We start from the raw sequence: 14799 nt of genomic DNA on the forward strand, positions 1-14799 counted from the left end.
TATGTAATGCCGTTAGATGAATGAATTGCATGTGTGAGAATAAACGGCATTGTTGTGAAGGCGTGTGAACGAGTTGCTATAAGGAGGCACTTATGGATGGAATGGTTGATGTTTTGCTGAGGACTACCAATGTAGCTTCAGCAGTGGCTTCGTCTGGACCAGAATTGCCTAATATTGGCGAGTTTTTGCCTCCAGAGATTTTGTTCCAGGGCACACCGTTTGCCATGAACCGCATTATTTTGGTGCGTGTGCTTATGGCTGTAGTCGTTATGATTATTTTCGGCATTGGTGCCGCTCGCGCGAAGTTAGTTCCAGGAAGATCCCAAAGTGTGCTGGAAATCTTAATGGACTTTGTGCGCTACAACATCGTTTACGAAATGATTGGCGAGGAACGTGGCAAGCGTTACGTGCCAATGATGTCTACACTTTTCATCACGATTTTCTTCTTTAATCTTTGTTCTGTGATTCCAGGATTAAATATGGCTGCAACCGCAACCATTGCTGGTCCGTTGGTATTTGCTTTGTGGGTTGTGTGTCAATATCTTCTTGCTGGCATTCGTGAAAAAGGTTTTTTGCGATTCTTCCGTGAAGCGTTGTTCCCAGCGGGCGTGCCATGGCCGATTTACTTCATTCTTTCGCCATTGCAGCTCATAGAATTAATAATTGTGCGACCACTTTCGCTTACAATCCGTTTGTTTGCGAATATGATTGCTGGCCATTTGCTGGTGGCCACTTGCTTAGTATTCACCAATTTCTTTGTGGTGGATTCCAGCAATAAACTCCTTGCCTTCGGCGGTGCTTTGTGGCTGCTTGGTGGCATTCTGTTTACCCTATTCGAAATTATGGTAGCTGGTTTGCAGGCGTTTATTTTCACTGTGCTTGCTTCTGTCTACATTTCGGAAAGTTACCCGGAGGAAGAAGAAAAGTCTGCTGTTGCTGTTGCTTGATAGCATAGCTTAAATCTTCAGATTTTACCCATCTTACGGGTTTATACTGGTTACTGTTTTAACAGAAAGGAAACCAATGAATAATATCATCGCTCTCGCAGGTTTGGTCGGCAACCTCAGCATTCTTGGCTTTGCTGTCGCAACAATTTCTCCTGCACTTGGTATGGCAATAGTCGTTGCTAAAGCTATGGAATCTACTGCACGTCAGCCAGAAGTTGGCAACCGTATTCAGTTGTTCATGTTCGTTGGCTTGGCATTTATTGAGGTTCTGGGCTTGCTCGGATTCGTTGCCTACATTATGGGAAAGTGAACCGAACGAAACAACTCGTTCCAGCACAAATATAAAAGTGTTGAGGGAATAGAAAGGACAAGCCATGGCACATGCATCTGAGAGTAATGGTTTGGCGTTGTTCTTGCCTGAGCCTTATGACTTAGTGTGGTCGTTAGTTGTTTTGGTAGTTCTTGCAGCGTTTTTCTACAAGTTCGTTATGCCTAAATTCCAGGCAATTCTTGATGAGCGTGCAGAAAAAATCGAAGGCGGAATGGCTAAAGCAGCGAACATGCAGCATGAAGCTGACGAATTAAAAAGTCAGATGGAAGAAGAGCTTGCTCAAGCTCAAGCTGATGCTGCAAAAACTCGCGAAGAGGCTCGTGCGGAAGCTTCAAAAATTATTGGCGAAGCTAGACAACGCGCTGAAAAGGATGCTGCAAAAATCATTAGTGAAGCGCAGCATTCCATTGAGGCTCAGCATAAGCATGCCATGTCCAGCCTCCAAGGAGAGGTATCGGTTCTTGCAGCAGCATTGGCTGGCAAGATTCTTGCGTCCAAGCTGGATGACGATACTGTAAGCTCCAAAATTATTGATCATGTGATTGATGAAGTTGGAGAAGATAAAAATTCGGATCAAATCAAGTAAGTACTAATATACAAAATTTAATAATTGCAAAATAAAAAATAATTTGCGCTTTTATTTGTTTTGTATTTATTGCATTACTTCGTTTTACAGAAATGAGGAGGTAATAATGCCAGAAAAGGCATCGCGTGCAAACGATAGTTTGTCGCGTTCTTCTCTTGCGCAGGCCATCTCAGATGCGCACGATGAAGCGCAGCGCATCGCTGACGAGCTTTCGTCAATGATGGAGATGATTGATAAGTATCCTGAGCTTTCTGATGCGATTACCGATCCGAATAGATCTTCGGAAGATAAGTCTCGCCTAATTGACGAGCTTATTGGAGGTAAAGCGCACCCTGTCGTATTGCGCATTATGCATTATCTAGTAGGAACGTGGCATGGTGGTGCTGAAAGCGGTAAAACAGGTAGCTTTGGCGGCGCTTGGTCGGGATTTGAGCGTGAAGCTGGCGAAACATTGGTTACTGTCACTACTGCTCAGCCGCTTACAGATAAGCAAATTAAGCGTTTGATTGAAATCTACAGTGATAAGTTGGGTCATCGTGCATACATTAACCCAATTGTGGATCCAAACGTGCTTGGTGGCATGCGTATACAAATCGGTGATCAAATAACCGATCGCACCATGTTGATGCAACTAAAGCAGTTGCAACGTTCTGCGCGCAATGGCGCTTGGACACAGGCAGTGAAGTAGTAAATTAAGGAGAATTATGGCGGAACTATCTATTGATCCCGCCCTGATACGCAAGGCGCTTGACGGGTTTGTTGACTCGTACAAGCCAACAGACATGCCAACGCAAGAAGTTGGCTATGTTGTTACGGCTGGTGACGGCATTGCGCACGTAGCTGGATTGTCCGGCTGCATGGCAAATGAGCTGCTCACATTCGAGAACGACACCTTGGGCCTTGCATTCAACCTTGATGCACATGAAATCGGCGTAGTTATTCTCGGTGATTTCACTGGTATTGAGGAAGGGCAGGAAGTTTACCGCACTGGCGAAGTATTGTCAGTGCCGGTTGGTGACGCTTATCTTGGTCGTACCGTTGATCCTTTGGGTAATCCAATCGATGGTTTGGGTGCGATCGAGTGCAGTGAGCGTCGTATTCTTGAAGCCCAGGCTCCAGACGTTATTCACCGTCATCCAGTTGACGAACCTTTGTCTACTGGTTTGAAGGCTATTGACGCAATGACCCCAATTGGTCGCGGCCAGCGTCAGTTAATTATTGGTGACCGCCAAACCGGTAAGACTGCAATCGCAATCGATACGATTATTAACCAGCGCACAAACTGGGAAAGTGGCGATCCAAAGAAGCAAGTTCGCTGCATTTATGTAGCAATCGGTCAGAAGGGCTCAACTATCGCAGCAGTGCGTCAGAGCCTTGAAGAAGCAGGTGCTATGAAGTACACCACAATTGTGGCAAGCCCAGCTTCTGATTCTGCAGGTTTTAAGTACATTGCTCCTTACACCGGTTCTGCAATCGGTCAGCATTGGATGTACAACGGCAAACATGTTTTGATTGTTTTTGACGATTTGTCGAAGCAAGCAGAAGCATACCGTTCAATTTCTTTGCTTCTTCGCCGCCCACCTGGGCGTGAAGCTTACCCAGGCGACGTGTTCTACTTGCATTCTCGTCTGCTTGAACGTTGCGCTAAGCTTTCTGACGATTTGGGTGGCGGTTCTATGACCGGCCTTCCAATTATCGAAACTAAGGCAAACGACGTTTCTGCATACATTCCAACCAACGTGATTTCCATCACCGATGGTCAGATATTCTTGCAGTCTGATTTGTTCAACGCAGGTCAGCGTCCAGCAGTAGACGTTGGTATTTCCGTGTCTCGTGTTGGTGGTGCTGCTCAGTCTAAGGCTTTGAAGAAAGTCTCTGGTATGTTGAAGATTTCTTTGGCTCGTTACAAGTCTTTGGAATCCTTCGCAATGTTTGCTTCCGATTTGGATGCAGCTTCAAAGGCTCAGCTTACGCGTGGCGCTCGTTTGACCGAGTTGCTTAAGCAGAAGCAGTTCTCTCCTCGCTCTATGGAGCAGGAAGTGGTTTCTGTGTGGGCTGGTACACACGGCAAGCTTGACGATATTCCTGTGAAGGATGTTTTGCGTTTTGAAGACGAATTGTTGGATTATCTCGATAAGGGAACTGACATTTTACAAGTAATTCGCGATACTGAAGATTTCACTAAGGAAACTGAAGCTAAGCTTGATGCGGCCATTGAAGATTTCCGTAGGACGTTTAAGACTTCTGTTGGCAAGCCTTTGATTGTAAAGGATTCGTTGCCGCCGGCTGAAAATCCTGCTCCTGTTGAAAAGGAACAGCTTGTAGCTAAGCCAAAAGCAGATAGTCGCGAGCCTGAGGGGAAGTAGCGTATGTCCTCCCAACTTGCATTGAAATCGAGAATTATTTCCACGCAGTCTTTAGGTAAAATCTTTAAGGCTCAGGAAATGATTGCGTCTTCGCATATTGCTAAAGCGCGAGATATTGCGCTTAATGCTAAGCCTTATAGCGACGCAATTTTCGATGCCGTGCAGGCGTTGGTAGCTCATCACGAAGCAAATATTAAGCATCCTATTTTCGGTAAAGAACATGCCGGCAATCGCGTAGCAGTTCTAGCCCTTACTTCTGATCGTGGCATGGCAGGTGCTTTTACGTCTTCGATTATTCGTGAGACTGAAGCGCTTTTAGCTAAGCTTGATGCCGAAGGTAAGCACGCGGAGCTGTACGTGTATGGTCGTCGTGGAGCTACATACTACAAGTATCGTAATCGTGATGTGGCAGGTACTTGGGAAGGTTCTACTGACCATCCTGACGTTACTATTGCTGAAAAGATTTCCGATACTTTAATGGATGCTTATATGACTCCGGAAGCAGAAGGCGGAGTTTCGGAACTGTATATTGTTTTCACCGAGTTTATTAATATGGTGAGGCAAAAAGTTCGTACGTTGCGTATGCTGCCAGTTGAACTTGTTCCGTTGAAGGATGGTGAGGAGTTTGCTATGCACCGTCCTGATTACGAAGCAGCTTCTGGACCTTCAGCATCACTGTCGTCTACGAGTGCAGTTTCAGCTCGTGAAGAGGCTGTGAGTCGCAGCAATCCAGAAGCTGTTGAGTATTGCTTCGAGCCAAGTCCGGATGAAGTGCTGGATGCTGTTTTGCCGAAGTATATTCAGTCTCGTATTCACGAGTGCTTACTTACTTCTGCTGCTTCTGAAACAGCAAGTAGGCAGAACGCTATGCATACGGCTACAGATAACGCCCGCAATTTGGTAGATGATTTGACTAGAAAGCTCAATGCTTCACGTCAGGCATCTATCACTCAAGAACTTACCGAGATTATCGGCAGCGCTGATGCGCTGAATAATGAGGAGGATTAGGAGCATATGGCTGAAAATCAGACCACAGCGCCTCCAGAAGCTGAGCAGGAGGTCGATCCAACAGCTGGTCGCGTAACCCGCGTTCAGGGTTCCGTGATTGACGTTGAATTCCCGGTCGGCTATCTGCCGGATATTTACAATGCTCTCAAGGTCGATATCAATACCGTTGGTAATACGGAAGGCGATACCGTTCATGAGATTACGCTGGAAGTTGAGCAGCACCTTGGTGATTCAACCGTGCGTGCAGTTGCGCTGAAGCCTACTGACGGCTTGGTTCGTGGAGCTTTAGTACGAGACACTGGCGGTCCTATATCGGTGCCTGTTGGTGATATCACTAAAGGTCACGTTTTTGATGTCACTGGCAATATTTTGAATGCTAAGCCTGGTGAAAAGCTTGAAGTAACCGAGCGTTGGCCAATTCATCGTAACCCACCTGCTTTCGATCAACTTGAGTCTAAGACTCAGATGTTCGAGACCGGTATTAAGGTTATCGATTTGCTTACACCTTACGTTCAGGGTGGAAAGATCGGTCTGTTCGGTGGCGCAGGTGTTGGTAAAACCGTGTTGATTCAGGAAATGATTCAGCGCGTTGCACAGAATCACGGTGGTGTTTCTGTATTCGCTGGCGTTGGTGAACGTACTCGTGAGGGTAACGATTTGATCGGCGAAATGGCTGAAGCTGGTGTTTTGGAGAAAACAGCACTTGTCTTCGGTCAGATGGATGAGCCTCCTGGGACTCGTCTTCGTGTGCCTCTTACCGCTTTGACCATGGCTGAGTACTTCCGCGATGTGCAGAATCAGGATGTGTTGCTGTTTATTGATAACATATTCCGCTTTACTCAGGCTGGTTCTGAGGTGTCCACTTTGCTTGGTCGTATGCCTTCCGCAGTTGGTTATCAGCCAAACTTGGCTGATGAAATGGGTGCGTTGCAGGAGCGTATTACTTCTACGCGTGGCCATTCCATTACGTCGCTTCAGGCTATTTACGTGCCTGCAGATGATTACACTGACCCGGCGCCTGCAACAACATTTACGCACTTGGATGCTACTACTGAGCTTTCGCGTGATATTGCTGCTAAGGGTATTTACCCGGCTGTGGATCCTTTGGCTTCTACTTCTAGAATTTTGGATCCGCGCTACGTTGGACAGGCTCATTACGATTGTGCAAACCGCGTGAAGGCTATTTTGCAGCGTAATAAGGAGCTTCAGGATATCATCGCTTTGATTGGTATTGATGAGCTTGGCGAGGAAGATAAGACTACAGTGAGCCGTGCTCGTAAGATTGAGCAGTTCCTTGGTCAGAACTTCTACGTTGCTGAAAAGTTCACTGGTCGTCCAGGTTCTTATGTTCCAGCTGATGAGACTATTGAGGCGTTCACTCGTATTTGCAATGGCACTTACGATGAGATCCCTGAACAGGCGTTCTCTGGAATTGGCGGTATTGATGATCTTGAGCGTCGCTGGCACGATATGAAGCAAGAGTTTGGTGAGTGATTATGTCAGAAAAGCAAGTAAAATCGCTGCACGTAAGTGTGGTGGCAGCCAGGCATCCTGTGTGGGAAGGTGATGCAAAGTTTGCTATTATTCCTTCGGTGAATGGCTCTATGGGCATTCTTCCTGGGCATGAGGCTGTGCTTGCGTTGATTGATCACGGTTTTGTTAAGGTCGACGATTTGAAGGGTGTGCGTCACGTTTTTAAGGTTACGGACGGATTCTTTTCTGTTGACTCTGACAATATTACGATTGCTGTTGAGCACAGTTGCAACGTTGATAAAGACGGCAATGTGTTGCCTAACGCTAAAGTGATTTAGGCTTACGTATAAGTAAAAGTAAGCTGCTGAAAAGGCAGAAGTTTTGGGTATTCTCAAGCTTCTGCCTTTTTGTTTTTATCGCTCGCTTGTAAAGAAAATAGATCTCAGTGGCGAAACACTGTTACTAACTCAGTCAACGAACTGAGAAAGTAACAGTAATCGCCCAAACACCGTTACTAACTCAGTCAACGAACTGAGAAAGTAACAGTAATCACCCAAACACCGTTACTAACTCAGTTAACGAACTGAGAAAATAACGCTCACAAGCGAAGCGCCGTGTTTGTTTCGAGCAGCCACTGCTGCGTTGCTTACGCTGAAACGAGTGGCGTAATGTTGCCGATGTTTGTTGCGCTTGCGTGGATTCGTCAAATCGCAAAGTGTGCTGTGAATGAAATGTGGCGTAAATAAAGTGTTCCGTAACGGAAATGTTTAGTAATCAAAATGTATTGCGCATAGTAAAATAGTGCATAGTTGTTTTTGATTTGTGTGTGTGGTAGGGAGAAGAAATGATTGATAAAGAAATGCAACGTAGACGTCAAGAAAATTTGGGTCTTGCAATAGCTTCAGGCAGGCTTGAAGGTAATTCGCCTTCAAAAGAGTTTCTTTATGACGCAAATCAATATGCTAAAGGTTTTATAACCAGTGACGAATTTGTTGATAGAATGCGTTCTAGGTATAATGTAACGGATTAAGTTATTGGGTTGTGTGCGTAATGGAAAGAGTTTTTGATCCATATCTTATTCCTCACACAAGGGTATTAAAGAACAAGTCTAATATAGATAATCAGATTGAATTAGATAAATATGAGAACGATGCTGTTCTTACAAGATGCTCTATTTTGTACGAAAACTTGCCACATGCTGAAGGAACTGTTAAGCAATTGCAGTGGATTCATCATTATCTTTTTCAAGATGTTTACGATTGGGCTGGTCAGATTCGCACTATAGATATGACTAAAGGCGGCGGCGAGCCGTTTCATCCGCTTGAATACATGGGCGTTGGGATTCGTTACTGTGAGCAGACGCTTAAAAATGATAATTTATTGCAAGGTTTATCTATTGATGAGTTTATTAGTAAGCTAAGCGTAAATTACAATAATTTTAATGTTTTACACCCATTTCGTGAGGGCAATGGTAGAACGCAGCGCGTTTTTTGGGATATAGTTGCGCGAGATGCTGGATACCATTTCGATTGGGGATTAATAACGCAGCGCATCAACGACAAAGCTTCAATCCAGGCCAAAGATACTAACGATACAAAGCTTCTTGAAGACATGTTTCACATTATTACAAAGCCTTTGCAGGTTGAGCTTTTAGCTCAGCAGCAGTTTGTGCATCTTGTTGAAGAGGAATACGAATATTTGCCGAATGTGGCTAGTGTTTTGCAAGATAGGGATTATGCGGCGTATAAAACGCGTTATGGCATAGATTGATTAGAGCTTTCGTTCGCGTTCGCTTGTTTGCGTTCGCGCGCGAATGCTCTTTTCTTTTGTGTTTTGCGGATTTTTGTGTGAGCTACATGCAATATCATTCGCGTTTTGCTCAGTTTGCGTTAAGCAGCCACTGCGCTATGTCTATTACGCGTATTCCTTCAATGTCGTAAGAATCGTGGCGAGTATTTGCAAGTAGGATTTTAGGGTAAGCATCTTTTATTGCTTTTAGTGGCGAAAGCTCTCGCTCTAACGTTGCATCGTCACTAATGTTGTCTGAAACTTGAATATAAAGCTTCTCACTCGATTTTACTGCTACAAAATCTACTTCTTTTTGGTAAAGTTTACCAACGTAAATTGAGTATCCTCTTCGCATAAGCTCAAGTGCCACAATATTCTCGTACGCTCTTCCGTAATCCATATTGCGAGTTCCCAGAATTGCGTAGCGAAGTGCAGTGTCTGCTAAATAGTATTTTTCGTTTGTTTCTAAATATTTTTTGCCTCGAATATCGTAACGTTTTATTTTATAAAACATGAACGCATTGCATAAATATTTTAGATAATTTCCTACTGTTACGTGCGTTGTTTCAATCTGATTCTGCTTAAGTATTGAGCTTACATTGTTTGCAGTTGTGAGATTTGCAATATTATCCATTAAAAATTCGCATATTGAGTCAAGAAGTGACACTTCTGATATTGCGTATTTGTCTACTAAATCGCGTTTAACAAGAGTTGTATACACGTTTTTTATGTACGCTTGCGCATCGTCTTGGTTAGCGTAAACGTATGATCCTGCAAGTCCGCCATGTTGTAAATACCTTTGCAAAGCATCGTTAAAGTTGCTTGTTATTTCAAAGTATTCGCAATATTCTGCAAAGCTGAAAGGGAATATTGGTATTTCAATAAATCTTCCGCTAAATAGTGTTGCAAGATCCGAGCTAAGCAAGAATGCATTAGATCCCGTTAAGTAAATATCGTATTTATTACTATTGTGAAGGCTATTAATCGCAAGCTCAAATTTTGGGCATAATTGCACTTCGTCGATCATAAGAACGTTGTACGCTTCGGGTATGTAACGGCTTTCAACATACGCAAAAAGGTTTTTGTAATTTTTCAGATTTTCGTAATTTAGGTTATTGAAGTCAATGCTGATTATGTTAAGTTCTTGGTTATTTGACGTACCTTGCTGTTGTAGCGTGTTTGGAAGTTGCGCGTGCTTTGCCGACGCGTAAAGTTTGCTACTTTGATTACTGTAAGTGTTTTCTAAATACGTGCGGTAAGCGCGCAGTAACTCTGATTTTCCACTGCGTCGGATTCCGGTAATGATTTTTATATCTGGTGTGCCTTTAAGCCGCTTTAGGCGATTTAAGTAATCCGTTCTCTCAATGAGTTTCATTTCAATCGCCTTTCGTATTCAAAATCGTAGTATTTTTTGCTTTTGAAAGCAGATTCGTTTTTTAACTTTCAATACTTTAATTTTATTTTACTTTTGAAAGTATTATATCATTTTCACTTTCAGAACTGTAATATTTTTTCACTTTTGAAAGTGGATCGTCTTGTATAAAGTCCAAAGTTTGAGTTATCGATGACTTAAACTTCTAAAAATCCAAAGTTTAGGTCATGAATAACTTAAACTTGTAAAAAATCGAGGTTTAAGTCATAATATTTATAAGATTCGTAAGATTTATAAATTTATGATTCTGGAATCTTGTAATTCTGCAATCTTATAACTGTGTAATCAACGTAAGCATTGTTTTAAGAATTGCTAAATTTTCTAAAGCGGAGTAGGGGCTTATTATGGTAAATTCGCAAAATCAGCTACTTGAAAGCGCAAATATGCCAATGCGCAGTAATAGCCCTGCAATAGTCGGCAAAAATATTAAAAATCGCGATATTTACCTTAATCAGCTTATAGCTTTCAAAGATACAGAGCCTGTAAAAGTTGTTACGGGCATTCGCCGATGCGGCAAGTCAACTCTGCTTAAGCTCATGCAATCGTACCTTCTTAACTCTGGAGTTGAGCAAAATCAAATTATATCTATAAACTTTGAGTCGCTCGAGTTTCAAGATATGAGTTATAAAGACTTGTACAATTACGTTAAAAATAGGATTGAATCCAGCAGTATTGAATCCCCTGATAGTGAGTCTTCTAGTATTAAGCATCCTAAAAAAACGTATCTTTTCTTTGATGAGCTGCAGCGTATCGATCGTTGGGAAGATGCAATTAACTCGTTTCGTGTAGATTTTGATTGCGATATTTACATAACTGGATCTAATGCATATCTGCTTTCTTCTGAGTATTCAACGTACTTGTCTGGACGGTACGTGGAAGTGAAAATGTATCCGCTTTCGTTTAAAGAGTTCGTTGATTTTCAGGATTATTCCATTGAAGAATATAAGTCTCCGCTCGGCGATCTGAAAAAAAGAGCAGTGAATGCTAATGGTGGTAGTGTAGAGCTTGATGACTTGTTTGCAGCTTATATGCGTTACGGCGGTATGCCTGCAATTTGCGATATTGCTTTAGAATCAGGTTTTAATCAGAGTAGCGCAATGACTTTGCTGGACGGGATTTATTCTACTGTAGTAGTTCGCGATATACTCGAGCGCGAAAAGCGACGTGGACAGCGACAGATTACAGACGCAGATCTTCTTAGAAAAATAATTATGTTTTTGGCGGATAATATTGGAAATAATACGTCTTTAAATTCTGTGTGTAATACGCTTTCTTCGGAAAAGTTGCTCGATTCTGCGGATAGCAATTCTCGTGGATTGCGCGCGCGTGGCGCTAAACCTGCAACTCAAACTATATCCGCTTATGTTAGCGCGTTAAAAGAATCTTACATGTTTTATGACGTTAAGCGCTTTGATATTAAAGGAAAGGATTATTTGCGCACTCTTGGCAAATATTACATTGTTGACATTGGGTTGCGAAATTATTTACTTGGATTTAGGGACAGAGATAGAGGACATGCGCTAGAGAACGTTGTTTTCTTTGAGCTTTTAAGGCGTGGCTACGATGTTGCTGTTGGCAAAATAGATAATTTGGAGGTGGATTTTGTTGCGACTTCTGCTTCCGAAAAGCTTTATATTCAAGTAACTGAAAGTATGATGGATGAGTCTGTGCGCGAGCGAGAGTTAAAGCCGCTTCGTAAGATTCAGAATAATTACGAAAAGCTGGTTATTACTTTGAGTAAGGCTTTAGATGATGATTATGATGGCATTCGTGTTGAAAACATTGTTGATTGGTTGCTTAAGTAGCGTTGTTATTCGGATGCTTGGTTAGTCGTTATAAGTAGGCATTAAAACGCATAAATCATGCTACTCCGAAACGAGTGGCGTAATGTTGCCGATGCTGGATTCGTCAAATCGCAGAATATGCTGTGAATATCGTTTCATTTCGCAAAATTAAAAAATTTTCAAATTTGCGAAGTGGGATTTGCTCTGTTTTAGTTATAATAGAAACATCGGGAGGTGTGCTATGAAGCTAATTGACAGGGATTTTTACTTAAGTAGGCTGCAGGAACTTAAAGATGTACCAGACATAAAGGTCATTACGGGAATTCGTAGAAGTGGTAAATCTAAACTGTTAGATGCTTTTAGTTCACGTATCCAACAAGATGCTAATGCGAATGTAATTCGAATAAATCTAAATCAGAAAAAGTATCAAAAACTTTTAGAAGAGGATGCTTTATATAACTATATTGAAGAACATTGTGTGGATGGTAAATCGAATTATCTTTTTGTAGACGAAATTCAACTTTGCAATGGCTTCGAACGTGTGATTAATAGCATTCATGATGAAGAATTATGTGACATATATGTTACTGGCTCTAACGCTTTTCTGCTTTCAAGTGATCTTGCTACTTTGTTTGGCGGTAGAGTGTTTGAAATTAGCATGTACCCATTTTCTTTTGCTGAATTTTGTAAATATTATTCAAAAACAGATAATGATGAAAGTTATATTGATAAGAGTGATATAGATAAGTATTGCGATGAATACTATGTACGTGGCGGAATGCCTGGATCTTACTTATATAACAAAGATTACGATGCGCGAAAGTATGTTGAAGGAATATATCGTACAACTATAGTAAAAGATATCGTGCAAAAATATCGCATAGAAAACGAAGATCTACTTGTTATGATTGCGAATTTCCTTATGGACAATGTTGGTAATTGTACTTCGATTCGCAATGTTGCTTCTGTGCTAACGTCAAAAACTTATAAAACTAATGATAAAACAGTTGGTGCTCATATTAGTTATTTATGTAAATCATTCATGTTCTACCCAATACAACGCTATGATATTAAAGGCAAAAGGTACCTTGAGTCAGATAAAAAGTATTATCTTGCCGATTTATCATTTAGGTTTTCGGAATTAGGTACTAGATATTCTGATGTTGGACATTTGTATGAGAATCTAGTGGCTATTGAACTTTTAAGACGCGGGTATGAGGTGTATGTTGGCAAGCTTTATACTAAGGAAATCGATTTTGTGGCAAAGAAGGACGGAAAGCTGACTTATATTCAAGTTTCTGACGATATTTCGCGCGATGAAACTTTTGAACGAGAAATTAGTCCGTTGTTATCTATAAAAGACGCTTACCCAAAGATGATTATTGCTCGTACTCGTCACGATGAGATGGAAAAAGACGGTGTAAAAATAGTTGATATAGCGCGATGGTTGTATGAGCGATGATTTGGACTGAATGCGCGTAATAAGGCTATTTTGTTCTTGTACTATTCTTCTCTTTCGCATATGGTTTAGATTATTAGGAAGGTTCATTTCGCAAAATTAAAAAATTTTCAAATTTGCGAAATGAGATTTGTGTGGTTTGCGAAGCGGGATTTGCTTGGTTTTAACGCGCGCAAATCATGTTACGCCGAAACGATAGGCTTGATGTTGCCGATGCTGACTATGTTTCTATAGTGCGTTTTTGCGAAAATGTCGGTATAGATGAATGTTTTTTACTCGCTATGCTGCTATTTTTTAAAAATGTCGGTATAGAATGCGACTTTCTGTAAGCTATGTCGACATTTTGCCGTTTTTGTCGTTTTGTTGCGGATTGTGACGAGTAACAGAGAGTTTTGACTTAGGGAGTGAGGCAAATGATGTTTAGGAATGTTACTGCGTTTGAGCGCGCGCTTGGCACGGGGATTATTGTTTCTAGCAGCAAACCGATTCCGCAGCGCGTGCAGAAGCGAATTCGTGCTTTTATTGACGAGTATGAATGTACACTTTCTAGATTTCGTGCAGATTCGCTTGTTTCGCGCATGGCTCGTGCGGAGTACGGCGGCGATTTTGAGTTCCCGTCGTGGGTGCAACCGCTTTTTGCAATTTACGACGAGTTTTACACTGCCACGCATGGAGCTTTTGATGCTTGCGTTGGCGCGGATCTGCTTGCGCTTGGCTACGATAATTCTGTGCAATTCGTTCCGGAGTCTGCTATTAGCGCGAGTGAGAATGAGAATAGCAGTAGTGACAGTTGGGCTAATTATCGTCGTTCGTTGCCAGTTAAGTGGGCAGATATTTCGCGAGATATTGACGACGGTACGCTTCACACAAATCAACCAGTGCAGCTTGATTTTGGTGCAGCTGGTAAAGGTTATTTTGTAGATCTCGTAACGCAGATTATTAAAGATGGGCTTAGTGGCGAGATGCCTGCGGATAGTGATTCGCTTGCGGATTGCGATTTTTTGGTTAACGCTGGCGGTGATATGCGCGCTTGCTTTAGCGAAGAGAATAATCAAATAAAAGTTGCGTTAGAAAATCCTTTTGACACAACGCAAGCAGTTGGAGTGGCATCAATCGCAAGCGGAGCGTTGTGTGCGTCGTCTAGTGCAAGAAAGCGTTGGAAAGTAAGAGACACGAATTGTCTTGCATCTAATGCTTTTGAATCTAATTTAATTGCAACTCACCTTATCAACGCTTTAGACGGCGTTCCTTCGCAAAAACTTTCTGCAAGCTGGACTTACGTTCCTATGAAAACTTGCGATTTTCCAACTGCTTACGCTGATGCGCTCGCAACTGCGTTGTTCGTATCGCAAGAAAAAAATTTGCAAAAAATCGTGCAAACTACCAGCGCTGAGTTTGCTGTAATGCTGCCAAATCGCGCGGCTCGCAAAACGCGTGATTTCCCCGCGCACTTTTTTGCTGAATAATCACAGATTAATCGTCTCATTGTTTAATGCGTTAGTGTATATGTAGCATTTTATGCAAATAACATCGCTGCTGATTGTGAGCGTTTACAGTAGAATATTAAAGAACGCTTATTTAATTATTGCGTAATATTGCGTAATATTGCGCTTGTTTAATTAGCT

Annotated in this window: 14 protein-coding genes; 13 read left to right on the top strand and 1 reads right to left on the bottom strand. The window is 42.1% G+C overall.

The annotated features are described in order from the left end of the window. Positions 1-92: 92 nt before the first annotated feature. From atpB to ACNEUN_RS00815, 10 genes are all read left to right on the top strand, one after another. Positions 93-947, top strand: a complete 855-nt coding sequence (atpB, locus tag ACNEUN_RS00770) for a F0F1 ATP synthase subunit A (protein WP_463630190.1) — start codon at positions 93-95, stop codon at positions 945-947. A gap of 76 nt (positions 948-1023) precedes the next feature. After that, on the top strand, positions 1024-1257 hold the full coding sequence (atpE, locus tag ACNEUN_RS00775) for an ATP synthase F0 subunit C (RefSeq protein ID WP_004126223.1): 234 nt from the start codon (positions 1024-1026) through the stop codon (positions 1255-1257). 64 nt (positions 1258-1321) lie between these two features. Beyond that, a complete protein-coding gene (locus tag ACNEUN_RS00780; protein ID WP_463630192.1) occupies positions 1322-1864 on the top strand; it encodes a F0F1 ATP synthase subunit B in 543 nt (180 codons plus the stop codon). A gap of 106 nt (positions 1865-1970) precedes the next feature. Further along, entirely contained in the window at positions 1971-2552 is a 582-nt protein-coding gene (locus ACNEUN_RS00785) for a F0F1 ATP synthase subunit delta (RefSeq protein ID WP_463630194.1), read from the top strand. A gap of 16 nt (positions 2553-2568) precedes the next feature. Next, the gene (gene atpA / locus ACNEUN_RS00790; RefSeq protein ID WP_463630196.1) at positions 2569-4230 is read left to right on the top strand and encodes a F0F1 ATP synthase subunit alpha; all 1662 of its coding nucleotides are present in this window, start codon (positions 2569-2571) and stop codon (positions 4228-4230) included. 3 nt (positions 4231-4233) lie between these two features. After that, complete coding sequence (locus ACNEUN_RS00795; RefSeq protein WP_004134077.1) at positions 4234-5238, top strand: F0F1 ATP synthase subunit gamma; 1005 nt, start codon at positions 4234-4236, stop codon at positions 5236-5238. A 6-nt stretch (positions 5239-5244) separates the two neighbouring features. After that, positions 5245-6732, top strand: coding sequence for a F0F1 ATP synthase subunit beta (gene atpD / locus ACNEUN_RS00800; protein WP_463630199.1), 1488 nt, complete (start codon positions 5245-5247; stop codon positions 6730-6732). A 2-nt stretch (positions 6733-6734) separates the two neighbouring features. Then, complete coding sequence (locus ACNEUN_RS00805; protein WP_427877626.1) at positions 6735-7049, top strand: F0F1 ATP synthase subunit epsilon; 315 nt, start codon at positions 6735-6737, stop codon at positions 7047-7049. A 506-nt stretch (positions 7050-7555) separates the two neighbouring features. Next, the gene (locus ACNEUN_RS00810; RefSeq protein WP_427875894.1) at positions 7556-7741 is read left to right on the top strand and encodes an antitoxin VbhA family protein; all 186 of its coding nucleotides are present in this window, start codon (positions 7556-7558) and stop codon (positions 7739-7741) included. Between the two features lie 20 nt (positions 7742-7761). After that, positions 7762-8481: a Fic/DOC family protein gene (locus ACNEUN_RS00815; RefSeq protein ID WP_463630202.1), complete on the top strand. Its 720-nt coding sequence runs from the start codon at positions 7762-7764 to the stop codon at positions 8479-8481. Positions 8482-8590: 109 nt separating this feature from the next. On the opposite strand, the gene ACNEUN_RS00820 is transcribed toward ACNEUN_RS00815, so the two are convergent. Next, positions 8591-9874: an ATP-binding protein gene (locus ACNEUN_RS00820; RefSeq protein ID WP_463630204.1), complete on the bottom strand. Its 1284-nt coding sequence runs from the start codon at positions 9872-9874 to the stop codon at positions 8591-8593. A gap of 401 nt (positions 9875-10275) precedes the next feature. Here ACNEUN_RS00820 and ACNEUN_RS00825 point away from each other — a divergent pair, with 401 nt between their 5' ends. From ACNEUN_RS00825 to ACNEUN_RS00835, 3 genes are all read left to right on the top strand, one after another. Next, a complete protein-coding gene (locus ACNEUN_RS00825; protein ID WP_463630206.1) occupies positions 10276-11736 on the top strand; it encodes an ATP-binding protein in 1461 nt (486 codons plus the stop codon). Positions 11737-11956: 220 nt separating this feature from the next. After that, on the top strand, positions 11957-13177 hold the full coding sequence (locus ACNEUN_RS00830) for an ATP-binding protein (RefSeq protein WP_463630207.1): 1221 nt from the start codon (positions 11957-11959) through the stop codon (positions 13175-13177). A 413-nt stretch (positions 13178-13590) separates the two neighbouring features. Next, positions 13591-14640, top strand: a complete 1050-nt coding sequence (locus ACNEUN_RS00835; protein ID WP_463630403.1) for an FAD:protein FMN transferase — start codon at positions 13591-13593, stop codon at positions 14638-14640. The last annotated feature ends 159 nt before the right edge of the window (positions 14641-14799 follow it).

The sequence above is a fragment of the Gardnerella sp. C0684A1 genome (assembly GCF_055326835.1).